Genomic DNA, 26,723 nt, shown 5'->3' with positions numbered 1-26,723 from the left:
TTCTATTCTTCGACTAATTCGATATCAGCGCCCAAGTGTTGGAGCTTGTCGGCAATCTTATCATAGCCTCTCAGGATATGCTCAGCACCATAAAGATCTGTACGGCCTTCTGCCATCAGGGCAGCATTGATCAAGCAGGCCCCTGCCCGTAAGTCAGAAGCAGTCACTTCTGCGCCTCGGAGACAACTCGGCCCGGAGAGGTGGATCTGGTCATTAAGGACCTTGGCCTGGGCGCCCATGCGGACGAGTTCAGGAATGTGCTTAATACGCTTAGGATAAATCGTATCTTCGATGGTTCCCTCACCTTGTGCCTTGAGTAAGAGCGGCGTGATAGGCTGCTGGAGGTCGGTCGCAAAACCTGGATAAGGCATGGTCTTAATGCTGACCATAGCCAGGTCGTCTTGGGCGGGATGAACATAGATTTCATCTTCATAGATATCCATTTGCACACCCATTTCACCCATCTTAGCGACAAAACCTTCGATATGTTCAAAGATCACATTCTTCACAGTAACCCCTTGACCGATAGCAGCTGCTGCGGTCAGATAGGTCCCGGCCTCGATCCGGTCGGGAATGATTTGATGGTTAGTTCCAGTCAGCTCATCCACCCCTTCAATCCGGATAGTAGAAGTCCCGGCTCCTTTGATCTTAGCCCCCATCTTATTGAGCAGGGAGACCACATCGATAATCTCCGGTTCGCGGGCCGCGTTCTCGATGGTCGTCTTGCCCTTGGCCATGGTTGCAGCCAGCATGACATTGATGGTCGCGCCCACACTCACCACATCCATATAGATCTCTGCCCCATGGAGGCCGTTAGGGGTGGAAAAGTGAATCGCCCCTTGTTGGTTCTCAATCACTGCTCCCAGCGCTTCAAAGCCCTTAATATGGAGGTCGATAGGACGTGGACCAATGGAACAGCCCCCTGGCAAGCCAACTACTCCTTCCCCATACTTAGCTAATAAGGCGCCCATAAAATAATAGGATGCCCGAAGACTCTGTATTTTTCCTTCCGGCATCGGAATATTGACCATATTCTCTGGATCAATGACTAAATGGTTGTTCTCAAAAGACACTTCACAGTTAAAATCTTCCAAAATTTCAATAAGGGCCTTTACGTCAGCAATGTCTGGCACACCGTCTAAACTGACTGGGCTATTCCCCATAATAGCAGCAGGAATCAAAGCGACCGTACTATTCTTAGCACCGCTAACTAAAACTTCTCCCTTTAACGGTTTACCACCATTTATGATAAACTTTTTCATTTTGCATTCCTTTCGTTCCCAACCGGTCCCCGCTAAGTGAGCTTTCGATCAGGCGCAAGTATTCTATCGATAAAATTAAAAAAATTACTATCTTCTCAAGTTAACATTATAACGGATATTCAGTCGTTTGACAGCCCCAATCGAAGTTTTTAAGAAAAGTTTAAAGTTGAAAGTTTTTCATAGATAAAAGAACAATTAATGTCCCTTAGCTGCCCGGACCAAGCCCCTAAAGAGCGGATGAGGACGATCTGGACGGGATAAGAATTCAGGGTGGAACTGGCTGGCGATAAAGAAAGGATGGTCGGGCAATTCCACGATTTCAACCAGGCGCCCGTCAGGCGAAAGCCCAGAGAACTTGAGCCCAGCTGCTGCTAATTGGTCACGGTAGGCATTATTGAATTCATAGCGGTGGCGATGGCGCTCCTTGATCTCTGCTTGGCCGTAGAGGGACTGGGCCAGGCTGCCCTCAAGCAAGCGGCAGGGATAGGCACCCAAACGCTGGCTGCCACCGAGCTCTGCCTGCCCCACTTGGTCGGCCATCAAGCTAATCACAGGGTCAGACGTCTGGCTATCAATCTCAGAAGACTGGGCTTTGGGGAGACCGCAGACATGGCGAGCAAATTCCACACAAGCTAGCTGCATGCCAAGACAGATCCCTAAGAAAGCTACACCTTCTTCGCGAGCGTATTGGATGGCGCGGATCTTCCCCTCAATCCCCCGACTACCAAAACCTCCGGGCACCAGGATACCATCCGCCCCGGCCAAGGCTTGGTGGACCTGGTCAGGGCTTAAGCTTTCCGCATCCACCCAGTCAATGTCCACTTCTAGGCCTTCCTGGTAGCCTGCATGGCGGAGAGCTTCCGCTACAGAAAGATAGGCATCGGGCAAGGCGACATACTTGCCGACCAAGGCGATCTTCACTTTGTCCTTAACCGTCACCACCCGGTCCACAAGCTGAGTCCAGCTGGTCATGTCGGCTTCAGGCAGGCCAGTCAGAGCTAGAGCCTGGCAAACCTTATCGTCTAGTTCCTGGGCCTTGAGGGCAAGCGGCAGGGCGTAGATGGTTTCTACATCCCGGTTTTCGATAATATGGTCTTCTTCTACATCGCAGAAGCGGGCGAGCTTGGCCCGCATCCCTTCTGGCATAGCCAGCTGGCTGCGGACAATTAAGAAGTCGGCCTGGATACCTAGACTCCGCAATTCCTTTACTGAATGCTGGGTAGGTTTGGTCTTCAGCTCCCCTGCTGCTTCCAGGTAAGGCAGGAGGGTAGTATGGATATAGCAGGTATTCTTGGCGCCGAGGTCTTTTTTCAGCTGGCGGATAGCCTCCATAAAAGGCTGGGACTCGATATCGCCCACGGTCCCTCCAATCTCCGTAATCACCACATCTGCCTGGGTCGAATGACCTGCCCAGAGAACCTTCTCCTTAATGGCATCCGTAATATGGGGAATCACCTGGACCGTCGCCCCCAGATAGTCTCCCCGGCGCTCCTTGACCAGTACTTCGGAATAGATCTTGCCCGTCGTCACATTGGAATATTGGTTCAAGGGACTATCCGTCAAGCGTTCGTAGTGACCTAAGTCCAGGTCCGTCTCCGTCCCATCATCGAGCACATAGACCTCCCCATGCTGGTAGGGGCTCATCGTCCCTGGATCGACATTGATATAAGGATCAAATTTCTGCAGGGTCACAGCCAAGCCCTTGTTCTTTAAGAGCCGGCCCAGCGAAGCCGCCAAGAGTCCCTTACCAATCGATGAAACAACGCCTCCCGTTACGAAGATATACTTAGTTTCTTGTGTCATTTTTTTGTCCAACCTTTCCCATAAATTGAGGCGAACACTTCAGGACAAAAAACAAAAAAACTCCCATTCCGCGATTGGAATAGGAGCTCACTCACTATCGTTCTTAAAGTGCCCAAATAAAATTCTAAGGCAAAAAAACTTTCAAGTCAAGTTGAAATTATTATATTTTGGAATTTGATAGGCATGATTGATATAAGCTAGCAATAAAAATTAGCTTCGTATAAGTAAGTTCTGACCAGTAATAGATGGTCAGCATGCTATTTCATCAGGCACCATCGCATCCAGAAGTCGAGACTTAGAGATCATCGTCCTCGTCTTCATCCGCATCCAGATCATCATCATCAATAATCCCTAGGTCGCCTTCTAGGCCGTCCTCTAGTTCATCTTCCGGATCATCATCGCCGAGTTCGTCAAGATCAGCCCGGTAATCATTCAATTCCCGGCTTTCAGCTTCTTCGTCCTCGTCTTCATCCTCATAATCATAGTCATCTTCGTCCACTTCATGGTCTTCTGGATCGTCGTCTGAGTAGTCAATGACATCTTCATCCAAGGCAGTGAGGACATTCTTCGAGCGTTTGTGTTTCTTCTTGATGTCATCATCATCAATCGTCGAAATAATTTCTTCATCAATAGAATCCACAGGGTACCAAGCTCGAAGCCCCCAGCGGTTTTCCCCTAGCGAAATGAAGGACCCATCGGCATTCATCTGGGTGTAGAAGAGTACCATCCGTTGTTCCAATTCATCGGTAGTCAATCCCATATACTCTTGGACCTCTTCTAGTAAGTGGTTAAATTCATAAACTTGGTTACTTTCTCTTAAGATTTCGTGGGCCACTTCAATCATTGAGAGCTCTGATTTATTTTGATGATCTAAACGTTCTAATTTCACTGATTATTCATCCTTTCAAGCTTCCTCTATAGTAGGTATCAAAAAAATCCATTCCTTATAATTTTACACTATTTCAGCGTGGTAATGCAATTTTAATTCATGACGGATGGGCTGGTCGTCGAGGCCTGAGATCTCATAGACCAAGCGCAGGCTGCCCTTATCCGTCCCAAAGTCATGGTTCAAGGACTTAAGTTCAACCGTCATGGGGATCCGGTAAGCCCCGACCTGGTAATGGGTAGGAATAGCTTGACCCACAACTAGGGGCAGGCGCATGGCCCCCTCAGCGGTCCGCCGCTGGATGAGAGCTCGTCCCGCTTTCAAATCGACTTTGACGCGAACTTGAGCAGGCGCTTGGTCGGCTTGTTCTTCCTGGTATTCGAGATAGTGCTTTTCCCCTAAACGGAAGTAAGCCCCCTGACTATTCAATTGCAGGTCTTCCTTAGAACCTGCTTGACTGATCCGATTTCTTAAATTCACATGGACTGCTTGTTTTCCTTTGGACATCTGGCCACCTCCACTTGTCTTCCCCTAATCCTACACGAAATACAGGCAAAAGAAAAGGCCTCAAGCGTTTTGTCCCGGGCCAATTTGGGTTATACTAAGAGTAAATTATCTATAGAAAGTGTGAACCCTGTGATTATTAGTGCCCTTTATTCAAAAAGCCCCCATTTAGCCATTGTGGATGAATTCGTCCCTAGTGACCAAGCCCTCCGTCCTTTTGCTGTGGACGATTATCTCCTGCGCGCTTTGAGCAAGGACGAACTAGAAGCAGATGCTGTCCTCCACTTCTGGCCGGGCGACCCTGCTGTCTATCTCGGCATGGTCGACACCCGCTTGCCCGACTTCCAAGCTGGTGTAGACTTCCTCAAGGCTTCTAGCTACAGCCCAGTTATCCGTCCCTCTGGTGGATTGGCAGTCGTCAGTGACCCCGGCATCCTAAACTTCAGCCTCCTCATCAAGCCAGCTGGCGGCCGACTCAGTATCGATGACGCTTATGAAGTCCTACTCCGCTTAATCAACCAGGTCCTTGCTCCCTACCAAGAGCAGGTCCAAGCCGGCGAAATCACCCGATCCTACTGTCCCGGTAGCTACGACCTCAGTCTCCAAGGCAAAAAAATTGCCGGACTCGCCCAACGCCGAATTGGTTCGGCTATTGGTATTTCCGCCTATGTCTCCTTAGAAGGCGACCAGATCCGCCGCGGCCAGCTGATCCGCGACTTCTACCAGGCCAGCCAGGTCCAAGAAGCCAAGCGTGATGACTACCCCGATGTCCTTCCCGAAAGCATGCACAATATTTCCGATGTGGTGCCCGAGCTCGGTCAACTGGACCGCTTCAAGGCAGCCATTCAAGAGGTTTTAAGTACCGATACCGCCAGCCAAAGCCTCCTTGACCTGGACCAAATAGACCTCAGCAAGGACCTGGCCAAGATGAGCAAGCGCAACCAGGACATTTAAGCAGAAAGGAGCCCAGCCATGTCGCTTAGCAGCCAACAGACTATCCGCGAGAAAATCTTCCTCGACCCGGTCCATTCCGAAATCCGGGTCCAACACCAAGTGATTTTGGACTTAATCAATACGCCTGAATTCCAGCGCCTGCGTCGGATCAAGCAGCTGGGCACCGCCCACCTCACCTTCCACGGCGCCGTCCACAACCGCTTCAGCCACTGCCTGGGTGTCTATGATATCGCCCGGCGCATCTGCGACCGCTTCGTCCGCAACTATCCTTCACAGAGCGAAGGCGACGGGCTCTGGGACGACAGCGAGCGGCTAGTCGTTCTCTGTGCCGCCCTCCTCCACGATATCGGTCACGGCGCCTTCTCCCATACTTTCGAGAAACTCTTCGACACCGACCACGAAGCCATTACCCGGCAAATTATTCTCAATGACGAAAGCCAGGTCCACAAAATCCTTGCCGCCATCAGCGACGACTTCCCCCAAAAGGTAGCTGCTGTCATTGACCACACCTATCCCAATCCCCAAGTCGTCCAGTTGATTTCCAGCCAGTGCGATGCTGACCGGATGGACTATCTCTTACGCGACTCTTACTTCACCGGGACCCATTATGGAACCTTCGATCTCAACCGGATCCTCCGCGTCATGCGGCCAACAAAAAACGGCATTATCTTCAACGAAGCTGGCATGCATGCCGTCGAAGACTATGTGGTGAGCCGCTATCAGATGTATATGCAAGTCTACTTCCATCCTGTTTCCCGGGGCATGGAAGTCCTGCTCAGTCGGCTTTTAGCCCGGGCCCAGGCCCTCTACAAGGACAACCCAAAATATTTCGTCAAGACCTCACCCTTCCTCCTCCCCTTCTTCCAAGAGAACTGGACCTTGACCGACTACCTCCACTTGGATGATGGGGTCTTGGAGACCTACTTCCAGCACTGGCTAGCCACGAGCGACGACCCCATCCTCACTGACCTAGCCCACCGCTATATCAACCGTAAACCCTTCAAGTCAGTGACCTATGAACCTGAAGATCAAGATCTAGTGGCTGAAGTCAAGGAGAAAATCCAAGCTCTGGGCTATGACATCACTTACTATACCGCCCAAAACAGCAACTTCGACCTCCCCTATGACTTCTACCGACCCAATGCTAAGAAACCACGGACCCAGCTAGAAATCATCAGCAAGGATGGCACTACAACCGAACTCTCCCAGGCCAGCCAGCTCATCCGCGCAGTCACGGGCCAAGAGATCGGCGACCAGCGCCTCTACTTCCCCAGCGAACTCTATGCTGGGAAGAACCCTGACAAGCTCAACCTCTTCCAACCTCTCTTGGACGACCTCCACCAGATGACCGGAACCGGCAAACTCAAGCCTAGTTAAAGGGTGTGAGAGGATGCGGGAGAAAGGGACCTCTGGAATAAAGAACCAGAGAAGACTGAAAGTCTTCGACGGATCTTTATGAAGAGGAGCCCTTTCTGCATCCTCGAACCCGACTAAGGGTGTGAAGGCTAGCGGGAGAAGTAGACCTCTGGAGCAAAATCATATAAAACTAAAGTTCAAGACGACTTTAACCGGGCTGATCCTCCAAACATTTAAGAGACAAATTCAAAAGCGGAAGGCATGCTCATCACACAATTTACTAAAAAAAGCGGCAAAAACCGCTTTTTTTTGATGCCTATATTTCTATTTTATCTTATCCGTCATTTATCCATCCCCATCATTTTTATTCATCTATCATACTAAGTACCTCCTAGATTAGGCAAGATGAAGGCAAAAGAAAAACCAGGAAGGGGCATCCCCTTTCCTGGCTAGCTTTCAACTAAGCAGTTTCATTGGCTTTTTGAGCTTTTTTAGCAGCGATCTTAGCTTGAACTTCTTCCATGGTTTCAGGATCGAGTGGATAGAAGCGAATCAGGATAGCTGTCACAACGAAGACAGCGATAATAATGCCTAAGAGCATGTAACCCCCTTGCATCAGGGCGGGGTTCAGAGGTTCATTAGGTTGCGGGAAGCCATCGACATAGCCAATCCCTGCAAAAACTAGACCCAGAACAATCGGTGACAGTGAAGAAGCGATAGAGTCGGTCAGGGAGAAGATGGTCCCAATAACTCCAGCAGCATACTTACCGGTACGTGAGGTTTCATAGTCCGTGATGTCAGCTGACATGGTCAGAACAATTGACGTTGGGTAAACACTGAAGATCCGAGCACAAATCCAAAGGCCCAAGAAGCAATAAGCCAAGAAACCGGCTGGTGAGAAGAGCTGGGTCGTATCTGTCGTGCTCGCGAAGAGTACCGTCATTAGAATCCAAGCAGCTAAAGCGAGAATAATCGACGTTTGATAGGTAAACTTCAGCCCCTTCTTACCTGCAATCCGCGTAAAGATAGCGATCATAATGAATTGTGGAATGATGAGGTAGAGAGAGACTTGGCCGACTAACTGCATGTCAGCAAGGATAATTCCGAAGAGAAGCACAAGGAAAGTCTGGTCACCGATCAATTGGGCTACAAATTTCACGAAGCCCCCGCAGACTGCCAAGATTTGTAAAGGACGGTTGCCTTTAATGATGCTCCACACATCACGCAGGGAAAGTTTCTGGTCTTCTTCATGGCCTAGACCGAAGTAGCGGGTTTGGTCCTTACGAGATAAACCAATCATCGCCAGAATCGTTAAGACAAGAGAAACTACGCAGATGCCAGGAATGAAGACGGTAAAGAAGTCGCCATTGTATTCATTCTGGTATTGAGGCAAGAGTAAGTTAGAAACGATATATTGTCCAATAGAGAAAACCCCAATCCCAGAGAACACCGTATCGAATAAGGTAAAGAGCGGCCGCTGCTCAGGGTCATTGGTTAGGGCTGATTGGGCAGCCTTGGTTACCGTTTGCTGGAAGGAGTAGACAATTTTATGGAAAATCAAAGAAATAAATAGCATGACTGTCTGAGCCGTTCCAGATAAATTATGTAGGTTAAAGATCATTAGGAAAGATAAGATCAAACCAATATTAGATACCAACATAATCGGACGATACTTACCCCAACGCGTGTTGAAGTTGTCAATAATAAAACCAATTGTTGGGTCAATGATCCCATCGAATAGACGGGCCATACCCAAAACAGAAGAAACCAAGAGTGTGGTCAGACCAGCCACCCCGGTCGCATAATAAGTGAGGAAACCAAAAGCGAAAAGGTAAAGGTTAGATGCCGAGTTGTTCATGGAGAACAGGGCTATCTCCCAGGGTTTCGCGCGATGGTATTTCGCATCCTCTAGTACTAATTTTGCCATACATATACCTCCAATATTTTTTAGGGGACTTCCCTTCATTTTTGCCTTAAAACCCCAATAAACCGTTTTCATTTTCTTGCAAAAAGAGCCTGTTAGTGAATATATTCACGAATATGACACTCTCTATTCTAAATGGCCTGGTTTAAGGAGGAGCTTCTCCGCATAGATCTTGATAGGATAAGCTTTTCCGCCTTGGTTCAGCATGCGAATCGCTTCATCTTTCAGATCTACAAGACATAGAATAGCATACTTCACATAGAAATGGAAGCGGTTTTATGTGAAATTGTTATATTTTTCTTATTTTAAACTAATAAACAGCTCATAAGACTTAAATATCAAGCTTTCTAACCTCCACTGTTTCTTGAAAAGAATTTTGCTTTAAAAATAAAAAAAGAGGCAGGACAACAGTCGCAACCTCTTAATTGAAAAAAAGATGTTTAAAGTGATTTTACAAAAACTTCCAGCCGGTCCATGGCTTCCACTAAGTCTTCATAACTAGCCGCATAGGAGAGACGATACCAGCCCTTGCCACCAGGACCAAAGACGGAACCCGGCACCACACCGACCTTAGCCTTGGCGATTAAGTCCTCAACGAAGCGGAAGTCGTCATCTCCATAAGCTGGGTGGACCTTACCAAAGAGATAGAAAGCACCATCCGGTTGAATAAAGTCCAATCCCATAGCAGATAGGCGGTCTATTAAGACTTGGCGCCGTCTTTTAAACTCTGCTAGATTGCTTGCCACTACATCGTCACAATCACGGTAGGCGGTTAGGGCAGCGTACTGGTCAGGGGTTGACACACAGGTAACCAAGGCTTGGTGGTAGGTGAAGAAGTAAGAATAGTAGTCAGCAGGCAGGTGGAGGAAACCTATCCGGAAACCCGTCATGGCGTAAGTCTTGGAGACGCCGGCCATCAGGATGGTTTGGTCAGGAATTTCTTGGTAGATCGAATAGTGGTCTCCATCGTAAACTAAGTCCGCATAGATTTCATCACTAAGTACCAGCACATCGTAAGCTCGGATCACTTCAGCTAAAGCCTGGATCTCTGCCTTGCTGTAAGTCGTCCCTGTCGGATTATTAGGATAGTTGAGGATCAGTAAACGGATTTCAGGATGATCTTCCAAGGCTTGACGAAGCATGTCAGGACTCAACTTAAAACCGTTATCTGAGCTATCGACAGCAACTACTTCTCCCCCTGCCAAATCCGTACAGAGTTCATAAGAAGGAAAGAATGGTGAGGGGATAAGTACCTTGTCGCCTTCATTGAGCAGGCAATGTGTCGCCAGTGCAATCCCTTCCGAAGCCCCATTGGTGATCAAAATTTGTTCTGCAGACAAGTCCATCCCATGGCTTCGTTCATAGTAAGCAGCGATGGCTTCCCGCAGCTCAGGAATCCCAGTCGACGGTGCGTAATGCGTCTGCCCCTCTTGGACGGCCTGGGTCATGGCCGCTTGGATTCTAGGATCCGTTGCGAGGTCGGGTTCTCCAATAGTAAAGTTTAAAGCCCCTTCCGTTTCAGCCACCTGCTGGGCAATCGTACGGATAGTAGATGGTTGGGGGTTATTCAAACGTTGGTTGTAATACATGGTCATCCCTCATTTTCTTATCGTTTTATCATTTTACTTATTTTATATATTAACATACTATTTACGAAAAAGTTAGCGGATCACATGACTTTTGCTAGCTATTTGCCCAGCACTTCGGTAAGATGATAGAGAGTTCTGTTAACTATTTTTCGCTAAAGGAGGCGCACGTTGTGACAGAAGAAAGTATTGAAAAAGAGGGCGTCCGCCCACTTTATGATTTAAACCAAGAACGGGCCCAAGCCCTCAAACAACCATGGCAGCTCTACTACTATGCCGTCAAAGGCTATGTCATCACGGAAGTTGAGATGCAGGCGCCCGTCGACCAAATGCTCAGTGAATTATTAGACCGATTAGAGAAGGCCCAGCGATTGGAGCAAGCCCCCAAAGAAGCCCTGGGCAAGCACCCCCACGCCTATGCCCGCCAGGAACTGCGCCATCTCGACGTCCCCCGCTATGTAGAGAATTTCTCGCGTTATGCCTACTATCTACTGATTTACCTGGTCATTACTTACGGGCTCTTCGCCCTCTTCCAGTTCGGTTATGGGATCTATTACTACGGGGACCTCAACAGTGCTTGGAACATGCCTGTCCCGATCTCTCTTCTGGGGCTCCCCCTACAGTTTCTGATGCTGGCTACCAGTGTTTTCTTCCTCTTCAAATTTATCCGACAGAGCGCTTGTGGCCATCTCTGGCAGAAACGCCACCACATCATGTACCTCTTGGCTGCCATTCTCTCTGCCCTTGCCTTCTTGGTCATCCCCTTCTTCTCCTTGGCCTACCATGTGCTGATTATCCGCATCCCTGTCTTCCTCCTGGCCCTCTGCCTGGTCCTCGCTGCCGGCTATCATTTCAGCAGCCGCCACCTCCACATCGACCAGCACATCGACCGCCTCTTCGAAGACCAAGTGCGTAAAGCTAAGCAGAAGGCCATCGAGCAAAATATGGACATCCGACTGGCAGATAAACTGCCTAATAAGTGGGCTACCTTAAAACTCAAGCGACCACTCATCAATCGTTCCACTGTCAAAAAAGCCAAAGAAGAACAAAAGGAGGATAAATAAGTGAAAATTGCAGTTATCGGTGGTGGGATTGTTGGATCAACCGCCGCCTTTTACCTCAGCCAAAATCCAGACATCGACCTCAGCCTCTATGATTATGGCGTGGGCCAGGCCTCTAAGGCAGCTGCCGGGATCATCTGCCCCTGGTTCTCCCAGCGCCGCAACAAGGCCTGGTACCGCCTAGCCAATGCTGGAGCCCACTTCTATCCCGAAATGCTCCAGGACTTAAAAGCAGCTGGCCAGCCCAGCCAAGCCTACCAGGGCAAGGAAACCTGGCTGCTCAAGAAAAAAACTAGCACTCGGGAGGATGTCTACCAAATCGCCCTCTCGCGTCGTCCTGAAGCCCCTCTAATTGGAGACATTGAGATCCTCACCCCCGCCCAACAAAGCGACCAGCTCGACGAATGGACCTACGACCAAGACCTAGTCGCTATCCGCCAGGGAGCTGCCATTGTCGATGGTCAAGGACTCTGTGAGGACCTCCAAGCGGCAGCGACAAAGAATGGCATGACCAGCTACCAAGCTAAAGCCCAGATTGACTTCCAGGATGATCAGATCCTTGTCATCACAGAAGATGGCCAGAGCCAGGCCTTTGACCAAGTCATCCTAGCCACAGGAGCTTGGCTAGGCGACCTGCTCCAACCCCACGGCTACCAAGTCGATGTCCGCCCCCAAAAAGGCATGCTGACAGTCTATGATCGGGATGTCAGTAATTGGCCGCTCATCATGCCAGAAGGCGAAGCGGATATCATCCCTCACGGCCAGGATACCCTCTACCTGGGGGCCACCCATGAAAACGACAAGGGCTTTGACCTCGAACCCGACATGACCAGCATGGCGAATATCTTTGATACAATCCGCACCATCATCCCCGCCATCGATCCCGAAGACTACCGGGACGTTAAAGTCGGCACCCGGGCCTATACCAGCGACTACGCCCCCTTCTACGGCCCCGTCCCTGGTCATAGCAATCTCTACGCCGCCTCAGGACTCGGATCAAGCGGCCTCACCACCGGTCCAATCATCGGCTACCAACTCGCCCAAGCCTGCCAAGACAAGCCCCAACGCCTCAACCCCGAAGACTACGACCCCAGCCCTTATTTGGAAAAAAGGGTGTGAGACTTGGCGCTTAGCTTCCCAAGCCGAGTCTAAGTAAAATATGGCACAACCCATGGTAAAAAATATAAAATACGGATCAACAAGCTAGCAAGGATCTTGCTAGCTTGTTTACATTATGGTGAGATCAGTCAGCTTGCCTAGCAGGAGCTGAACTTGCTAATTGGAGGCCCATTTGCCAGCTGATGCGAGTCTACTTGCTAATCAGAGCTCCGTTTGCAAGCTGACACGACTCTACTTGTTAACGGAGCTGGCATTTGAAAGTTGCCCACGTCCTACTTGCTAACAGGCAGCTCATTAGAAAGTTCAAGGCCAGCCACTTGCTAATTGAGGCCCCTTTTTGGAAGTTAACGCGATCACCCCCTAAAAATAAGCCTTCTTGATATTTTAATGCTGATAACTAGCACCGAATTTAATAAAACACCGCCCTTTTTAGAGAGCGGTGTTTTTGCTTATTAATGATTACGAATCATTGTTAATACTATTTATTCTTCAAAAGATCGCGGATTTCAGTCAAGAGGATTTCTTCTTGGCTTGGCTTCGCTTCTTCTTCTGCGTCATCAACTTTTTCTTCCTTCATGAAGGTGTTCTTCAAAGTAGCCACACCCTTCATCACAAAGAAGAGAACCAGAGCGATAATCAGGAAGGAAACGATGGATTGAATAAAGTTCCCCACCATCAACTTGGTATTACCAATCTGCAAAACAATATCAGTAAAGTCCGTTGAGCCCGTGAAGAAAGCCACAATTGGCATAATAATATCTTCAACTAAAGAATTGACAATGGCGGTGAAAGCGGTCGCCATAACAACCCCGATGGCCATATCCATTACATTACCTTTTGCGATAAAATCGCGGAATTCTTTTAACATAAGTGCCTCCTTAATGCATCTGTTTTCCTATGAGTCTATTAAAGCACAAATTAAGAACAACTTAAAGTCTTTCCTTTTAAAAATGTACAAAATTAATGATGCCAAAGCCGAGTAAAGCAAGGCTGACGATAAAGTGCAGGCGACGGTGCATAAAGAGAATGGCGATGTATTCGCGGAAGCTATCGATGGTCCATTCCTTCAAGGTAGAAGGGGCGCCAATCCCGCTCACCTGGTAGAGCTTCTCCAAGTTGGCATAGAGCTGGCTGCGGTAGAGGTGGTAGGAAGAGGTCACGAAGACAGCAGAAACCGCTTCGATAATGGGCTGGCGGTCTTGGATCAGGCACTTACTGTAATAGAAGTTACCGTGAGTATTGGACGCTTGGTCTTCCAAGAGAATCTTATCTGCTGAAAGGCCTCGGGCAAGGAGATAGTCGCGCATCACTTCCGCCTCGGTATAGCTAGCTTTGGGACCGGTCAGACCACCCGAGACAATGGTCATTGGCTGCTTGCCATGGATATAGGTGTGCCAGTTCAGGTAAGATAGGGTCCGATTCAAGCGCCGCTCCAGAACGCCACTGGGGCTGCCATCTGGTCTTAAAGAAGCCCCCAAGACAATCACATAGTCCTGGGCCTTTTGGCTTTCAAGGAAGGACAAGCGGGCAGACATTAGTAAATAGTTAATAAATAAGAGCACATAATAGGCCATTACAAAGTCTGGAATCCTGAGCCAATCCTGCTTGTCCGAAAGCTCTACAGTAAAGATCAGCCAGTAATGGGCGATAGAAATCCCGATCAAGAGAACACTGAGGAAGAGGCCCACCAACAACTGGCTATAGGAATGTTCCTTGGTAAAGAGATTCAAGGCTAAAGAGAACATGCAGACCCCAAAGATCATCAAGAGTAAGGGCGCGATATAGTCGGTTAGGACCTGGGCCCAGCGAAAAACCTGGTGGACCCAGTAATAACGCGGAAAATTCTGGTCATTGATCACCGCAAGAAAGAGGCAGACCAAGCCTAGAATCAGAATCAAATTATCCCACACATTGCGCGGTGCCAGGATAAAAATAACCAGGGCCACGGCAATCAGGGCAAAGGCGATGCCATAAATAATCACCCTTGACCACCTTCAATCTGGTGGTAAGCGGCATAAACCTCCTGCTTGGCCAGACCCTGGTCCTTGGCCACTGCCTTGATAGCTGCCTTGGAAGTCAGACCTTCTTGGGCCATCCGTCCCAGAACCTGGTCGCGCAAGCTCAAATCAGCATTAGGGGCCGCTGCTGCTTGTTCCGCCTGGGCTTCTTCCTCCGACTGGCCCGCCAGCATGAAGCAGATTTCGCCCTTTATTTCAGGATGGTCTTCATAGTAGGCAAGGACTTCGGCTAGAGTTCCCCGACGAAACTCCTCGAAGCGCTTAGTCAATTCCCGAACGACAACCACTTGACGGTCATTACCGAAGACCTCAGCACAGGATTTAAGAGTCTGGCGGACCCGGTAAGGCGATTCGTAGAAAATCAGGGTCGCCTGGTCGCCCTTCAAGTCTGCTAGAGTCTCCTTGAGAGCTTTTTTCTTGCGAGGCGGAAAGCCGACGAAAAGAAAACGCTGGGTATCGAGGCCAGAAGCCATGAGGGCAGTCAGGGCCGCATTGGGACCAGGCAGGGGAATCACCGCGTAACCAGCTTGGATAACCGCCTGGACCAGGTCAGCGCCGGGGTCCGAGATAGCAGGCATGCCGGCATCCGACACCTGGGCTAAGACTTGCCCCTCCTCCAAGCGCTTTAAGATCGTCGCTAAGCGTTCCTGGTGGTTGAACTTATGATAGCTCAACTGCTTGGTTGAGATGTCAAAATGATTGAGAAGTTTTTGGGTATTGCGGGTATCTTCAGATAAGATCAGGTCCGCTTCCTTGAGGGTGGTCACCGCGCGGAAGGTCATATCCTCCAAGTTACCAATGGGCGTTGGCACAAGGTAGAGCCGACCTCGGTCTGACGCTTGAAAACTTTTTTGTTCCTGCATACTGGGACCTCCTTAAGGCGTATTGTCGAAGATAAATTGCTGGGTCAAGGGTTGGTTGAAGTCGATCCCCTGCTGGGTTAGGTAGGCTTCCTTAGCCGGTCGCTTCTGGTGCTTGAAGGCGTATTCCGCCGACATGGCCGCAGACTTATCCGCATAAGCCTTGGCATAGATCATATAGCAGGGGCGACGGGAAGCTGGGCGGGTATACTTGGCCCCCTTGCCGGACTGGTGGGCTTTTTCCCGTCGTTTAAGATCGGTGGTATAGCCCGTATAGAGGGTCTGGTCGGCGCAGGCCAAGACATACATATAATGTTTAGCCATAGAGGACCGCCGCCACTTCCTTAGAATAGTGCCCCTCTTGGTCATGGATATAGAGCGGAGGTTCAGCCCGCAAGCCTTTTGCCTGGCCATTCTTAATGAATTCGAGAAGGACGATATGGGCCTCCCGTCCAGGCAGGGGGTAAACCAAGCGGAGCCGCTTCAATTGGAGCCGGTGCTTATCGGCGAGGAGTAAGAGTTCCGGCAGACGTTCCACCTGGTGAACGAGATAAAGCTTTCCCCGTGACTTCAGGAGGATCTTCGCCTGTTGGAAGATGTCCTCCGCCGTCATCAGGAGTTCATGCCGAGCCACCGCCTTACTATCGTTAGGATTCAGAGGGGACTGGGGATAGACCTTGAAATAGGGTGGATTGCAGGTGATCAGGTCCACACTATCATGGGCAAAGTAATTCCGCGCCCGGCGGATATTGCCCTGGATAATCTGAACCTGGTCCTCCAAGTGGTTGTGGCAAACCGAGCGCTGGGCCATATCTGCCACATCCTCCTGCCATTCAATCCCGTAGACCTTCCCTTGCGTCCTTTGCGCTAAGACCAGGGGCAAGACTCCATTACCCGTGCAAAAGTCAACCGTCATAGACCGGGCACTCGCCTTGGTCTGGGCAAAGTCAGCCAGCAAGAGGGCATCAATGGAGAAGGCGAAATGATCCGCGCTCTGGATAATATCCAGATCCTCCCGCATCAAGCGGTCCCAACGCTCGCCTGGCTTCAATTCGGTCATTGCGATTCCTCCCTCTCCTACTGCTTAACGGTCACTGTAGAGGATGTCCAGACAGAACATGCACTGCTCATCATTCGCCCGACGCTGACCATAAGAAATATTACAAATATGGTAGCCATCCTCATAGATATTCATTAGGTTCTTCAAGGCTGGAGACAAGCCTGACACATCTTCAGGACTATGCCCCCCTAACTCAGCCTGGGCACCCTGGTCAGGCGCGGTCAATTCTTGGAGCCGCTCGCGCAAATACTGGTTCTCCATCTGCAAGTCATGGTTTTGCATAACCGCCTCCGACCAACGCTCCTCCAAACGGTCCAGATTCTCCAACAAAGCACTCAGCTGAGCCTTCATCCCCTCAAACTCCTCAACCATCTCACGATTATCCATCAAATCCCTCCTTCACAACTTAAACAAGAAGCCTTCTTCTAGTCATCCATTTTAGCATATTTTACCCTAACGTGCTTGTAAAAAAGGGTGTGAGGGCTGGCGGGAGAAATAGACCTCTGGAGCAAAGATCCAGAGAAGACTGGAAGTCTTCGGCGGATCTTTGTGAAGAGGAGCTATTTCTGCCAGCCTGAACCCAACTAGATAAGGGTGTGAGCAAAGGCGGTTAGAAAGGGATGACTGGAGGCAAAGAGGAAAAGAGCGGCTTTAGCCGATCGTTCCACTTTGCTGAAGTCACTCCCTTTCTGCCTTTGCGAACCCGACTAGATAAGGGTGTGAAGGCTGGCGTTTAGCTTTTCTTCACTGGAGGTAAGCCACAAACAAGGGCTCGGAGTGTGGGTTGACAAGCTTCAAGCCACAATCAAGGCCCCAGAGTGTGGCTTAGCAAAGCACAAGGCATAAACAGAGCGTGCGAGTGTGACTTGGCAGATTACAAGCCGCCCCTCTAGCAAAAAATCTCCCAGCTTGCTATTAAACTTGAAAGATCTTTTCTAATCCCAATATTTTACCTTATAATAGTTGAGACGCCTCACCATAGAGAAAGGATGACCCCCATGTTCTATTTTTCTGATTTATACAGCTATGCTAGCCACTACGAGCCCACCGATCTTTTTGATTTTTTAGGCAATCCCCAGCTGGCAGAGGATTATGAAACAAATTGCCTACAGCTGGCCTTCATGCCTGGTGCAGAGGAGCTCGACATACTCGAGGATATCTTCTGGGACTATGCGGAGGAACTGGGCCTGGCCTATTACAGCTTCTACCTGCCTGAAAACCACGGCATGCCCAATGAATTGATGGCAGCCCTCGAAGCCAAAAACTACCAATTAGCCAGCTACCAAGTCTTCCAGAGCCCCGCTAACTTAATCCAACCAGAGCCTATCCAAGTCGATTGGCAAGAAGTCAATGACGAAGCTAGCTTCCAGGCCTACCTAGATTTCCAAACTCCCTTCGACCAAGCGGCCCCTCCTGCCCTCAGAGATAGCCGAGCCTTACGCTATCAGATGGCCTATCAGAATCCCTGGATCAGCCAAGCCCTGGCCTATCAAGGAGAGCAACTTGTTGCCACATGGGACCTGATCGACCAGGGACACTTTCTAGAAATCGACAACCTGACCGTCCATCCCGACTACCGGCGCCAGGGAATTGCTTCCCAAATTGTTGCCCTCAGCCAGGAAAAAGCCGCCCAGTCTGCTAACCCCCTCCTCGCCCTAGCGGATATCGAAAATCCTTCCATGGCTCTCTTTGAAGGACTAGGCTTCGAGGCCTTGAGTCTGGTCAATCGCATCCACCGTCCTCTAGACGAAGCAGATGCACTTTAAAACATAAAAAGCGGTCCATAAGTCTCCCTGCCCTAAGCGACTATCTGAGGGTTAGGGAGATTATGGCCGCTTTTTTCATTCATACACACTAGCCTTGCCAGCTCGCTAGAACAAAATATTCTAGAGCCGCCTGGGGGCTAACATTGGCTTGGATCATCCGTCGGGCCTTAAGTGCCAGCTGGACTTGGTCTTGGAGCCGGCGGGGATTTACCTGGCGGCGGAGGTCCTGGTAAGCCGAAGCCCGGGAAGGCAGGATGAGTTGGTCTGTTTCCTGGTAGTTGAGAACAAGCAGGTCGCGCAAGTAGGCCAAGATGATTTCAAGGAGGCGTTGGTTAGTCTCCCGTCCCTTGTCTCGCTTGATCCAGTCCGTCTGCACCATGGTAAAGGCCCGGGGATCCTGTCTAACTAGGGCTTCCAGCCAGGTCCAGGAACGTTTGGTCTGGTCTAAGAAAGCCTCATCCTCTGCCAAGTCTTGGGCTAAGCTGAGGTCGGAAGTCAGAGCTGCCAGGTATTCCGACACTTGCGAGCTGATTCCCGCCTCCTGGTAGGTCAGCCGGACCTGGTCCAGGGGCAGACTCTTGAAGTGGATCACCTGACAGCGTGACTGGATGGTTGCCAAGAGCCGCTCTTTTTGACTGGTCAAAAGAAAAATATAAACTTCGGGATTGGGCTCCTCCAGGAACTTGAGTAGGCTATTGGCCGCGCTATTGGTCATCTTCTCCGCGTCATGGATAATGAAGACCTTGTGCCCACCACCCATAGCGGTTAGCGAAAGCTCCTGCTTGATCTCCCGCATCTGGTCGATCTTCAGGCTCTGCCCTTCCGGCTCGACGTGGACTAAGTCAGGGAGGTCGCCTTGGACGAGGAGCTGGCAGTTCCGACACTGGCCACAGGGCTTATCCTCCCCCTGACAAAAAAGGGCCGCCGCCACATAGTCAGCCATCTCCGCCTGGCCGGCCCCCGCCTCTCCTTCAAAGATATAGGCATGGCCCAAGCGTCCCTGGCGGAGGACCCGGTCCATAAGTGCCGTAAGTTCCGGCTGCTTGGCTTGAATTCGAAACATGGTCTCCCTCCTAGTCTTGGCGAAAGTCTTCTGGATAAGCCGCCTGCAAGATTTTCCAAGCCTGGTCCAAGCAGGCTTCTGGCGCCTGACTGGCATCGATGGCCTTAATCCGCTGACCTTGGTCCTTGGCTAGGAGCTCTTGGTAGCCTGCTACCACCCGCTTATGGAAGGCGATACTCTCTTGGTCCAAGCGGTTGTATTCGTCAGACCGCTGCGTCTGAATCCGGCGAATGCCCTCTTCTGCTGAGAGATCTAAGTAGAGGGTAAGATCTGGCGCCTGGCCTTCCGTCGCAAAGTCATTGATGGCTTGAATGCCAGCCACTCCAATCTCCCGGCCCCAAGCCTGGTAGGCAATGGATGAATCCACGAAGCGGTCGCAAACCACCCACTTACCGGCTGCTAGGGCAGGTTGGATCTTATGGACCAGGTGCTGGCGACGGCTCGCTGCATAGAGCAAAGCCTCCGCCCGGGCATCTAGGTCCGTATGGGCAGGATCCAAGATAAGGTCGCGGATTTTTTCTGCTAGGGGCTCGCCCCCTGGTTCACGAGTAGCAAGCAAGTCAGGAAGCAAGTGAGCTTCCAAGCGGGCAAGCAGGCCTTGGATCAGGGTCGTTTTGCCTGAACCATCTGGGCCTTCCACTGTGATAAAACGTCCTGGCATCAGTCTTGCTCCTTCCCTTGGTTCATGGTCCGCCGCCCCTCCAAGGCACGGAGGAGGGTCATCTCGTCAACATACTCAATATCTGACCCCACAGACAGACCATAAGCAATCCGACTCACCTTAATCCCTGCCGGCTGGATCAAGCGGGACAAGTAAGTCGCCGTCGCCTCACCCTCAGCCGTGGCATTGGTCGCAATAATCACTTCCTGGATAGTCTCATCCTGGAGCCGGGTCAGTAAACTCGTAATATTCAAGTCTTCCGGTCCTGTCCCTTCCATGGGGGACAAGACGCCGTGGAGGACATGGTAGAGGCCTCGGTACTCCTGCATCCTCTCCATCGACATGACATCCCGGGCCTGTTCCACCACCATGACCTGGGACCGGTCCCGGGTCTGATCAGCACAGAGCACACAGGGATCTTCTTCCGTAATATTCCCGCAAACGCTGCAGTAGACTAAATTGCGCTTCACATCGACCAAGGCCTTAGCAAAGTCCACCACATCCGCTTCCGGCATATCTAAAACAAAAAAAGCCAAGCGCGCCGCCGTCTTCGCCCCAATCCCCGGCAATTTCTGGAAGCTATCAATCAACTTAGCAATAGGTTCTGGATACTGCATCTCATCCTCCTTAAATCATTAGGCATAAAGAAGAGGCCCAGCAAAGCTCGGCCAGGCCCCATGCATACGTGCTTCTTAACTTAAAACCATTCCTTAATTTTTAATGGTGGTAATTAGTAACCAAAAACTATACCAATTACTTTTGAGCAGGAGTGAAGCGTTGAAGTTGGTCCTTAGCCATGAAAAAGCAAGCAAAGGGAATTACGGATCGTAGGCTTTAGCCGTACGAGCCGTTTGACTCTTGCTAGGCGAGAGACCGAGGCTCGAGCCGGTGCCATGGCTCTTCAAGGACCAAATTCAAAAGCGCAACGTATGCTCACCAATACAAATTGTTAAAATCCTAAACCAGACAAGCCCTTGCTGATCCCACCGAAAGATTTCTCTTGGGCAGCATCCACTTGGCTCAAGGCATCATTCGTTGCTTCCAGTAAGAGGTCTTGGAGCATATCGATATCATCCGGATCCACCACATCCGGCTTGAGCTCAATCTTTTCAACCTTCTTGTCTCCTGTCACCGTCACCTTAATCATGCCAGACGGTTCGGTTCCAGTAAAAGTCGTTGCTGCGAGCTCCTTTTGCGAAGCCTCCATCTGCGCTTGCATCTTCTGTGCCTGCTTCATCATCTTTTGCATATTCATCATATTGTTGGCCATTTTAAATCTCCTTTGTGTTTAATTGAGCTTCTCTTGGTCATAGCCAGTCCACTGTATCGCTTAGCGTTCCCTATAGAGAACGTTTCTCTCCTATTATAAGGGAAAATGCCTGAAGGGTAAAATGCTTTGCTGAACTTTTAATAAAAAAGCCTTGGCAGCAGTCGACGAGAAAAAGATAAGCTCTCGGTCTTAATCATCCACTACCGTCACATTATCTGCTCCGAAAAGCTTGATTGCTTCTTCTGCCAGCGGATTGTCTTCCTTAGCCTGGACCCCTTCCAAGAGCGTCTGGTCACTATCAGCTGGCTTTTCCTCAGAAGGCGCGTCTTGCTGGGTCTCAGTTGGCGCCTGATCGCCCAGGAGTTCGTCCAATTTCCCTGCCTTGTGGGCGGTGACATAGTTCTGCCGGGCTTCATTCCACTGCTCGCTCGTCAGGATGAGCATCTTACCGGGATGCCCTACCCCTTCCTGGAGGCGTTTAGCCACCGTGTCCTTGATGGCTTGGTCATCAGCGACTTTCTGGCAGAGGATGGCATAGTCGAAACGTAGAACAAAATACTCAGGGGAGGCAGCGGCAGGATAGGTCTGCTTGAGCAGGGCCTGCTGGATATTGGGCAGGGACTCCACCAAGTCCGGCCAGATACTTTCGATCTTGTGGCGGTCGGTATTGGTGGCCTCGGACAGGGTCTTATAAATCAGCCCATAATTGGGTTTATAGTTGACCGAACCTGTGGCCTGGCGCTTGGCAGTCGGCTTGGCTTGCCCCTTGACTGGACCTGCCGGCGTCCCTTGAGCGACCTGGTCTTGAAGGGATTTCACTTGGGCGGTGAGAGCGTCCAAGTGGTCCTGGGCGACCTGGGATAGCGGTGCATTCTCAGCAGCTTCTTGGGGTGCTGACGCCTGGTTGAGGCTCTGACTCAAACGAATCGAGAGGACTTCCAGGTAGATCTCGGGCTGGCTGGTGAAGCGGAGTTCCGACTGGGCTTCCTGGAAGTGGTCCATCATCAGATAGAGGGCCTGGTCAGGGAAGTCCTTAGCCAAGTCAAAGAAGGCCTGGGAGAAGTGGCGGGTCAGTTCAGATTCTTGCCCGCCCAATTCCTTAGCCATGAGCAGGTCGCGGATAAAGGCCAGCATTTCTTCAACGAAACGGTTGGCTTCCTGGCCCTGGTTCAAGATCTGGTGGAGGGTATCCAAGGCTTGCCGAGCATCTTGCTTGAGCAGGGCCCGGCTGTAGGCCAACATCTGGTCCTCGCTCAGGGTTCCCGTCACCAGGCGGGCCGTCTCTGCATCCAGACTGCCTTCCGCAAAAGACAGGCTCTGGTCCAAGAGGGAGAGGGCGTCCCGCATCCCCCCATTGGCCGCCCGGGCAATAATCTTCAAACTGTCTTCCTCATAGTCCTGGTCATTGCTTTTGAGGATGTAGGCCAGGCGCTCTTCGATATCCGCATTGCGAATCCGGCGAAAGTCGAAGCGCTGGGTCCGGGAGATAATCGTCGCAGGAATCTTATGGGGTTCCGTCGTGGCCAGGATGAAGACCACATGAGCGGGCGGCTCCTCCAAGGTCTTGAGCAGGGCATTGAAGGCCCCCGTCGACAGCATGTGGACCTCATCGATAATATAGACCTTGTACTGGGCTTCAGTAGGCGTATAGCGGACCTTATCGCGGATGTCGCGGATCTCCTCCACCCCATTATTAGAAGCCGCGTCGATTTCAATCACATCGGCCAGGGTCCCCTCGGTAATGGCCTGGCAGATGGCGCATTCATTGCAGGGTTCCCCATCGGTCTGGTTGGGGCAGTTAATGGCCTTCGCAAAAATTTTCGCCGCGGACGTTTTCCCCGTCCCCCGGGGCCCTGTAAAGAGATAGGCGTGGCTGGTCTTCCCCTCGCGGATGGCATTGCGCAAGGTGCGGGAAACGGCCACCTGTCCCACAATATCCGCAAAGCGCTGGGGCCGCCAGACCCGGTATAAAGCCTGATAAGACATAAATAACGCTCCTTTATTGTACTCGTTTGGGGAGTCAAGTCCCTCCCACTGTCCTATGTATTATAACAAAACTTTCCCCGCTTGGCCCGAGTGAAGTCGAAGTCATACAAAATCAGAAACTCATTTAAAGCTTCTATTATAAGATATATAGTGATATTGAGCATTACTCCACTTTGGCCTGGTTCCTTATATTTCATATAAAGCAAAAAGCAGATGACTTTCCTCAAAATAGGATCGTCAGCTGCTTTGTCATTAAATATCATCATACTTGCCGTCCAGCCAGAGGACCATCTCCCCCTGGGCCAGGGACTTCTTCACATCGATAATGCGCTGGTTGGAGCTGCCGCGAAAGCGCAAGTTCAAGTCGAGCTTGTCGAGTTCGAAGCGGCCATCAACAAGCACATCGATATGGTTGAGGAGCCAGAGTTTATCGTCCGTCTCCTGGAGCAATTCCTCCCAATAGTAACCGCTCCAAGACCAGATATCCTTGCTGTCCCCGAAGCGCTCGCGCACCTTGGCGACCAGGCGGTTGAGAACCTGGGTATTGAGGAAGGGCTCGCCCCCTAGCAAGGTCAGGCCTTGGACATAGGGTTGGGCCAAGTCGTTGAGGATCCGCTCTTCCAGCTCATCGGTATAGTCTACCCCATAGTTGAAATTTTGCACAATCTTATTGTAACAGCCCTTGCAGGCGAAGGGGCAGCCACTCACATAGATGGAACAGCGGACGCCATCCCCATCCACGAAGTTAAAAGGCTTGTAGTCGGCAATCTTACCCTTGCTGAATTTCTCTGCTGTCCACTCTTTGGGCTTGGGGTTGCGCATTAGCCATCAGCCTTTCTTTGGGCATCCTGGTTCAAGAGGTCGATGGTGTCTGCTTTAGAATCCTTGACCAAGGCATTGTCTGCTGACATATGCTTAACCCGGGCGCTAATTTCCTTGTGGCGGCCTTTTGCCATGGGACGGATATTAGGGTTGCCCAGATAGCCGCAGGTCCGCTTCACCACATCACAGCTGTCAGGGTCGTTGTTGCCGCACTGTGGGCATTCGAAGCCACGCTCGGTTGGCTTGAAGTCGCCGCTGAAGTCGCAGGCATAGCAGTGGTCGATCGGCGTATTGGTTCCTAAGTAGCCCACCCGGTCATAGGCGAAGTCCCAAACAGCTTCTAGGGCCTTAGGATTTTGCCGCATGTTGGGGTATTCACAGTAGTGGATGAAGCCCCCGCTGCAATATTTTGGATAGTCTTTTTCAAAGTCTAGCTTCTCAAATGGTGTCGGGTTCTTACGGACATCGTAGTGGAAGCTGTTGGTGTAATAGTCTTTGTCCGTAATGTCCGTAACCTGGCCAAATTTTTCTTGGTCCAGGCGGCAGAAGCGGTCCGTCAGACTCTCACTTGGGGTGGAATAGATACTGAAGTGATAGCCGTAGTCATCCCCCCATTGGTCCGCCACTTCCTTCATATGTTTGACAATTTCCAAGGTAAAGGCCTTGGCTTCCGCATTGTGCTCCCAGTCTGGGCCATAGAAATAAGTGGCAGCTTCGTAGAGCCCGATATAACCCATGGATACCGTTGCCCGGCGGTTCTTGAAGAGCTCATCGACATCATCTTCTTCATTGAGCCGCTTGCCGAAAGCTCCGTATTGGTAGAGGATGGGCGCATTCTCAGGTTTGGCTTCCTTGGTCCGCTCCACTCGGTAGAGAAGAGCCTTTCTCAAGACTTCTAAGCGTTCATCAAAGATTTGCCAGAACTGGTCCTTGCTGTGGTCAGATTCTAGGGCAATTCGCGGAATGTTCAGGGTCACAACGCCCAGGTTCATCCGGCCGCTGTTGACCTCGCGTCCCTGTTCATCCTTCCAACCTTGGAGGAAGGACCGGCAACCCATTGGTGCCTTGAAGGACCCTGTTAATTCGACAATCTTGTCGTACATGAGGACATCCGGGTACATCCGTTTGGTGGCACATTCGATAGCTTTTTGCTTGATATCATAGTTGGGATCGCCCTGGTCCAAGTTAGTTCCGCGACGGATGGTGAAGACGAGTTTAGGGAAAATAGCGGTCCGTTTTTCCCGGCCCAGCCCTTGGATCCGAACATTCAGGATGGCCAGCTGGATCTCACGGGCAAACCAGTCCGTCCCCAAGCCGAAGCCGAGGGTGGTAAAAGGAGTCTGGCCATTGGAAGAATACAAGGTGTTGATCTCATACTCCAGACTCTGCATGGCATCGTAAATATCCTTCTTGGTCCGGGCGTAGGCAAATTCGCGCTGACGGTTCTCACCCTCGATCCACTCTTTAGCCGTCTTCAGATGCTTATCAAAGTTCAGCTTGGCATAAGGGGCCAGGACCTCATCGATCCGGTCTGCTGAACAGCCGCCGTACTGGGAAGACGCCACATTGGCAATAATTTGGGCGATCTGGGCGCAGGCCGTGTTGATCGACTTGGGTGACTCGACCTCGGCATTCCCGATGTGGAAGCCATTGGACAACATCTCTTGGAAGTCGATCAAGCAGCAGTTAGTCATGGGTGAATAAGGCGAGTAATCCAGGTCATGGAAGTGGATATCCCCCTTCAAGTGGGCATTGGCCACTTCCTTAGGCATCATGGAAAGCCCAATCGCCTTAGCCGAAACCCCCGCCGTCAAGTCGCGGGTCGTATTGAAGACCCGGGAGTCCTTGTTGGCATTCTCATTGAGGACTAACTTGTCCCCTGCCGCAAATTCTTGGAGCTTGGTCGACACATCATACTGCTTGTCATTATGCTGCATCTTATTGTGGCGGAAGACCTGGTAGCGCTGGCTGGCTTCTGTATAGCCGAAGTCTTCTAAAGTCGAGACCACCGCTTGGGCAATCCCCGCAGACTGGAGGGACTCCGCATCCCCCTGGAAAATCTCTGCCAAGGTCGCTTGGAAAAGCTTATCCAGCACTTCCTCATCCTTCACATCCAGGGCTTTGGCGAGCGAATGCTTAACCGCTGAAGGCCGGAAATGAGCCTTGTGCCCATCCCGTTTTTCAACCATCAAATCCTCCAAATTAATATTTTGGATCTTTATTTCTGGCGTTGTTTGCTCATTAAACATCCCAATCCCTCTTTCTAACTTGTGTATCCTTTATCGATTAGACACAAGATATAGGGGGTTCAACTGACTTAACTCCCCCATATCTTGAGCTCACTAACTATCATAACCGACTACATATAGATTTTCAACATTAATCTCGTACAATATCTTGTGTTTTACAGATTGTTCTCCTAACAAAGACCGCCAAAGCCCCACAGTCTGGGAAGAGCGGAAAACAATTCTTTGAAAAAACTCGCTTCGCTTGGTCAGAAAATACAGAAATGGCTTTTTGGGGGAGAGGTGAATTTGAATAAGATCTTGATTGAAATTTATAAAATATGGGAGTTCAAGATGAATTGGGGATAGGTGAATATGGGAATGGAGACAAGAACAGATGAGCAACTTGCTAATGGAAGCGCCATTCGCTAATTAACACGAGTCTACTTGCTAATCAAGCCTCCATTCGCTAGTCGGCCCAATCTTACTTGCTAATCGAAGCAGCATTCGCTAGTTGATGTGAGCCTATTTGCTAAC

General features: G+C 50.5%; 24 protein-coding genes. 5 read left to right on the top strand and 19 right to left on the bottom strand.

The window, feature by feature from the left end:
• Positions 1 to 2 precede the first annotated feature (2 nt).
• The 4 genes from murA to QP339_RS03555 form a co-directional block, all read right to left on the bottom strand.
• Positions 3 to 1,262: a UDP-N-acetylglucosamine 1-carboxyvinyltransferase gene (gene murA, locus QP339_RS03570; protein ID WP_070617254.1), complete on the bottom strand. Its 1,260-nt coding sequence runs from the start codon at positions 1,260 to 1,262 to the stop codon at positions 3 to 5.
• A gap of 195 nt (positions 1,263 to 1,457) precedes the next feature.
• Entirely contained in the window at positions 1,458 to 3,065 is a 1,608-nt protein-coding gene (gene pyrG, locus QP339_RS03565; protein ID WP_284910456.1) for a CTP synthase, read from the bottom strand.
• A 295-nt stretch (positions 3,066 to 3,360) separates the two neighbouring features.
• On the bottom strand, positions 3,361 to 3,954 hold the full coding sequence (rpoE, locus tag QP339_RS03560) for a DNA-directed RNA polymerase subunit delta (RefSeq protein WP_284910455.1): 594 nt from the start codon (positions 3,952 to 3,954) through the stop codon (positions 3,361 to 3,363).
• 63 nt (positions 3,955 to 4,017) lie between these two features.
• On the bottom strand, positions 4,018 to 4,458 hold the full coding sequence (locus QP339_RS03555; RefSeq protein WP_070617259.1) for a YwiB family protein: 441 nt from the start codon (positions 4,456 to 4,458) through the stop codon (positions 4,018 to 4,020).
• 129 nt (positions 4,459 to 4,587) lie between these two features.
• On the opposite strand from QP339_RS03555, the gene QP339_RS03550 reads away from it, so the two are divergent.
• Positions 4,588 to 5,409 (top strand): lipoate--protein ligase family protein, encoded by an 822-nt coding sequence (locus QP339_RS03550; RefSeq protein ID WP_284910454.1) that lies wholly within the window; start codon positions 4,588 to 4,590, stop codon positions 5,407 to 5,409.
• Positions 5,410 to 5,427: 18 nt separating this feature from the next.
• Positions 5,428 to 6,786 carry an HD domain-containing protein gene (locus QP339_RS03545; protein WP_284910453.1) on the top strand — a complete coding sequence of 453 codons (1,359 nt, stop codon included), beginning with the start codon at positions 5,428 to 5,430 and terminating at the stop codon, positions 6,784 to 6,786.
• Positions 6,787 to 7,225: 439 nt separating this feature from the next.
• Here the strand turns inward: QP339_RS03545 and QP339_RS03540 are convergent, their stop codons facing one another.
• Complete coding sequence (locus QP339_RS03540) at positions 7,226 to 8,692, bottom strand: MFS transporter (protein WP_284910452.1); 1,467 nt, start codon at positions 8,690 to 8,692, stop codon at positions 7,226 to 7,228.
• A 437-nt stretch (positions 8,693 to 9,129) separates the two neighbouring features.
• Positions 9,130 to 10,278 carry a pyridoxal phosphate-dependent aminotransferase gene (locus QP339_RS03535; protein ID WP_284910451.1) on the bottom strand — a complete coding sequence of 383 codons (1,149 nt, stop codon included), beginning with the start codon at positions 10,276 to 10,278 and terminating at the stop codon, positions 9,130 to 9,132.
• A 170-nt stretch (positions 10,279 to 10,448) separates the two neighbouring features.
• Here QP339_RS03535 and QP339_RS03530 point away from each other — a divergent pair, with 170 nt between their 5' ends.
• A complete protein-coding gene (locus QP339_RS03530) occupies positions 10,449 to 11,339 on the top strand; it encodes a hypothetical protein (RefSeq protein WP_070617268.1) in 891 nt (296 codons plus the stop codon).
• Positions 11,340 to 12,455 (top strand): NAD(P)/FAD-dependent oxidoreductase, encoded by a 1,116-nt coding sequence (locus QP339_RS03525; protein ID WP_284910450.1) that lies wholly within the window; start codon positions 11,340 to 11,342, stop codon positions 12,453 to 12,455.
• 478 nt (positions 12,456 to 12,933) lie between these two features.
• Here QP339_RS03525 and mscL read toward each other — a convergent pair whose 3' ends face one another.
• The 6 genes from mscL to QP339_RS03495 all read right to left on the bottom strand — a co-directional run bounded on the left by mscL (position 12,934) and on the right by QP339_RS03495 (position 16,780).
• Complete coding sequence (gene mscL, locus QP339_RS03520; RefSeq protein WP_070620813.1) at positions 12,934 to 13,323, bottom strand: large conductance mechanosensitive channel protein MscL; 390 nt, start codon at positions 13,321 to 13,323, stop codon at positions 12,934 to 12,936.
• A 76-nt stretch (positions 13,324 to 13,399) separates the two neighbouring features.
• A complete protein-coding gene (locus QP339_RS03515; protein ID WP_070620811.1) occupies positions 13,400 to 14,437 on the bottom strand; it encodes a YdcF family protein in 1,038 nt (345 codons plus the stop codon).
• Positions 14,434 to 15,336, bottom strand: a complete 903-nt coding sequence (rsmI, locus tag QP339_RS03510) for a 16S rRNA (cytidine(1402)-2'-O)-methyltransferase (RefSeq protein WP_284910449.1) — start codon at positions 15,334 to 15,336, stop codon at positions 14,434 to 14,436. The genes QP339_RS03515 and rsmI overlap by 4 nt, the downstream gene beginning before the upstream one ends.
• Positions 15,337 to 15,348: 12 nt before the next feature.
• The gene (locus tag QP339_RS03505; RefSeq protein WP_067974320.1) at positions 15,349 to 15,657 is read right to left on the bottom strand and encodes a GIY-YIG nuclease family protein; all 309 of its coding nucleotides are present in this window, start codon (positions 15,655 to 15,657) and stop codon (positions 15,349 to 15,351) included.
• Positions 15,650 to 16,393 carry a tRNA1(Val) (adenine(37)-N6)-methyltransferase gene (locus QP339_RS03500; protein WP_284910448.1) on the bottom strand — a complete coding sequence of 248 codons (744 nt, stop codon included), beginning with the start codon at positions 16,391 to 16,393 and terminating at the stop codon, positions 15,650 to 15,652. Before QP339_RS03500 ends, QP339_RS03505 begins: the two co-directional genes overlap by 8 nt.
• 24 nt (positions 16,394 to 16,417) lie before the next feature.
• Entirely contained in the window at positions 16,418 to 16,780 is a 363-nt protein-coding gene (locus QP339_RS03495; RefSeq protein ID WP_284910447.1) for a DNA replication initiation control protein YabA, read from the bottom strand.
• Between the two features lie 611 nt (positions 16,781 to 17,391).
• Between QP339_RS03495 and QP339_RS03490 the strand changes: the two genes are divergently transcribed.
• Positions 17,392 to 18,159 carry a GNAT family N-acetyltransferase gene (locus QP339_RS03490; protein WP_284910446.1) on the top strand — a complete coding sequence of 256 codons (768 nt, stop codon included), beginning with the start codon at positions 17,392 to 17,394 and terminating at the stop codon, positions 18,157 to 18,159.
• A gap of 88 nt (positions 18,160 to 18,247) precedes the next feature.
• On the opposite strand, the gene holB is transcribed toward QP339_RS03490, so the two are convergent.
• From holB to nrdD, 7 genes are all read right to left on the bottom strand, one after another.
• Positions 18,248 to 19,222, bottom strand: coding sequence for a DNA polymerase III subunit delta' (gene holB / locus QP339_RS03485; RefSeq protein ID WP_284910445.1), 975 nt, complete (start codon positions 19,220 to 19,222; stop codon positions 18,248 to 18,250).
• Between the two features lie 10 nt (positions 19,223 to 19,232).
• A complete protein-coding gene (gene tmk, locus QP339_RS03480; RefSeq protein WP_284910444.1) occupies positions 19,233 to 19,883 on the bottom strand; it encodes a dTMP kinase in 651 nt (216 codons plus the stop codon).
• The gene (recR, locus tag QP339_RS03475; RefSeq protein ID WP_070620788.1) at positions 19,883 to 20,500 is read right to left on the bottom strand and encodes a recombination mediator RecR; all 618 of its coding nucleotides are present in this window, start codon (positions 20,498 to 20,500) and stop codon (positions 19,883 to 19,885) included. The genes tmk and recR overlap by 1 nt, the downstream gene beginning before the upstream one ends.
• 332 nt (positions 20,501 to 20,832) lie before the next feature.
• The gene (locus tag QP339_RS03470) at positions 20,833 to 21,141 is read right to left on the bottom strand and encodes a YbaB/EbfC family nucleoid-associated protein (RefSeq protein ID WP_284910487.1); all 309 of its coding nucleotides are present in this window, start codon (positions 21,139 to 21,141) and stop codon (positions 20,833 to 20,835) included.
• A gap of 201 nt (positions 21,142 to 21,342) precedes the next feature.
• On the bottom strand, positions 21,343 to 23,139 hold the full coding sequence (dnaX, locus tag QP339_RS03465) for a DNA polymerase III subunit gamma/tau (RefSeq protein WP_284910443.1): 1,797 nt from the start codon (positions 23,137 to 23,139) through the stop codon (positions 21,343 to 21,345).
• A 252-nt stretch (positions 23,140 to 23,391) separates the two neighbouring features.
• Positions 23,392 to 23,961: an anaerobic ribonucleoside-triphosphate reductase activating protein gene (gene nrdG / locus QP339_RS03460; protein ID WP_284910442.1), complete on the bottom strand. Its 570-nt coding sequence runs from the start codon at positions 23,959 to 23,961 to the stop codon at positions 23,392 to 23,394.
• The gene (gene nrdD, locus QP339_RS03455) at positions 23,961 to 26,150 is read right to left on the bottom strand and encodes an anaerobic ribonucleoside-triphosphate reductase (protein ID WP_502869646.1); all 2,190 of its coding nucleotides are present in this window, start codon (positions 26,148 to 26,150) and stop codon (positions 23,961 to 23,963) included. Before nrdD ends, nrdG begins: the two co-directional genes overlap by 1 nt.
• Positions 26,151 to 26,723: the final 573 nt, after the last annotated feature.

Origin of the sequence: Aerococcus sp. UMB7834 (assembly GCF_030215145.1) — a bacterium.
Lineage (GTDB): Bacteria > Bacillota > Bacilli > Lactobacillales > Aerococcaceae > Aerococcus.
This window is presented reverse-complemented; position numbering and strand designations above follow the sequence as displayed.

Coding starts and splice junctions, on each gene's coding strand:
- nrdD (WP_502869646.1), bottom strand. CDS start 26,150: ATGGTTGAAAAACGGGATGGGCACAAGGCTCATTTCCGGCCTTCAGCG.
- dnaX (WP_284910443.1), bottom strand. CDS start 23,139: ATGTCTTATCAGGCTTTATACCGGGTCTGGCGGCCCCAGCGCTTTGCG.
- QP339_RS03470 (WP_284910487.1), bottom strand. CDS start 21,141: ATGATGAATATGCAAAAGATGATGAAGCAGGCACAGAAGATGCAAGCG.
- QP339_RS03535 (WP_284910451.1), bottom strand. CDS start 10,278: ATGTATTACAACCAACGTTTGAATAACCCCCAACCATCTACTATCCGT.
- rsmI (WP_284910449.1), bottom strand. CDS start 15,336: ATGCAGGAACAAAAAAGTTTTCAAGCGTCAGACCGAGGTCGGCTCTAC.
- nrdG (WP_284910442.1), bottom strand. CDS start 23,961: ATGCGCAACCCCAAGCCCAAAGAGTGGACAGCAGAGAAATTCAGCAAG.
- recR (WP_070620788.1), bottom strand. CDS start 20,500: ATGCAGTATCCAGAACCTATTGCTAAGTTGATTGATAGCTTCCAGAAA.
- pyrG (WP_284910456.1), bottom strand. CDS start 3,065: ATGACACAAGAAACTAAGTATATCTTCGTAACGGGAGGCGTTGTTTCA.
- mscL (WP_070620813.1), bottom strand. CDS start 13,323: ATGTTAAAAGAATTCCGCGATTTTATCGCAAAAGGTAATGTAATGGAT.
- murA (WP_070617254.1), bottom strand. CDS start 1,262: ATGAAAAAGTTTATCATAAATGGTGGTAAACCGTTAAAGGGAGAAGTT.
- holB (WP_284910445.1), bottom strand. CDS start 19,222: ATGTTTCGAATTCAAGCCAAGCAGCCGGAACTTACGGCACTTATGGAC.
- QP339_RS03505 (WP_067974320.1), bottom strand. CDS start 15,657: ATGGCTAAACATTATATGTATGTCTTGGCCTGCGCCGACCAGACCCTC.
- QP339_RS03545 (WP_284910453.1), top strand. CDS start 5,428: ATGTCGCTTAGCAGCCAACAGACTATCCGCGAGAAAATCTTCCTCGAC.
- QP339_RS03540 (WP_284910452.1), bottom strand. CDS start 8,692: ATGGCAAAATTAGTACTAGAGGATGCGAAATACCATCGCGCGAAACCC.
- QP339_RS03555 (WP_070617259.1), bottom strand. CDS start 4,458: ATGTCCAAAGGAAAACAAGCAGTCCATGTGAATTTAAGAAATCGGATC.
- QP339_RS03495 (WP_284910447.1), bottom strand. CDS start 16,780: ATGGATAATCGTGAGATGGTTGAGGAGTTTGAGGGGATGAAGGCTCAG.
- tmk (WP_284910444.1), bottom strand. CDS start 19,883: ATGCCAGGACGTTTTATCACAGTGGAAGGCCCAGATGGTTCAGGCAAA.
- QP339_RS03500 (WP_284910448.1), bottom strand. CDS start 16,393: ATGACCGAATTGAAGCCAGGCGAGCGTTGGGACCGCTTGATGCGGGAG.
- QP339_RS03490 (WP_284910446.1), top strand. CDS start 17,392: ATGTTCTATTTTTCTGATTTATACAGCTATGCTAGCCACTACGAGCCC.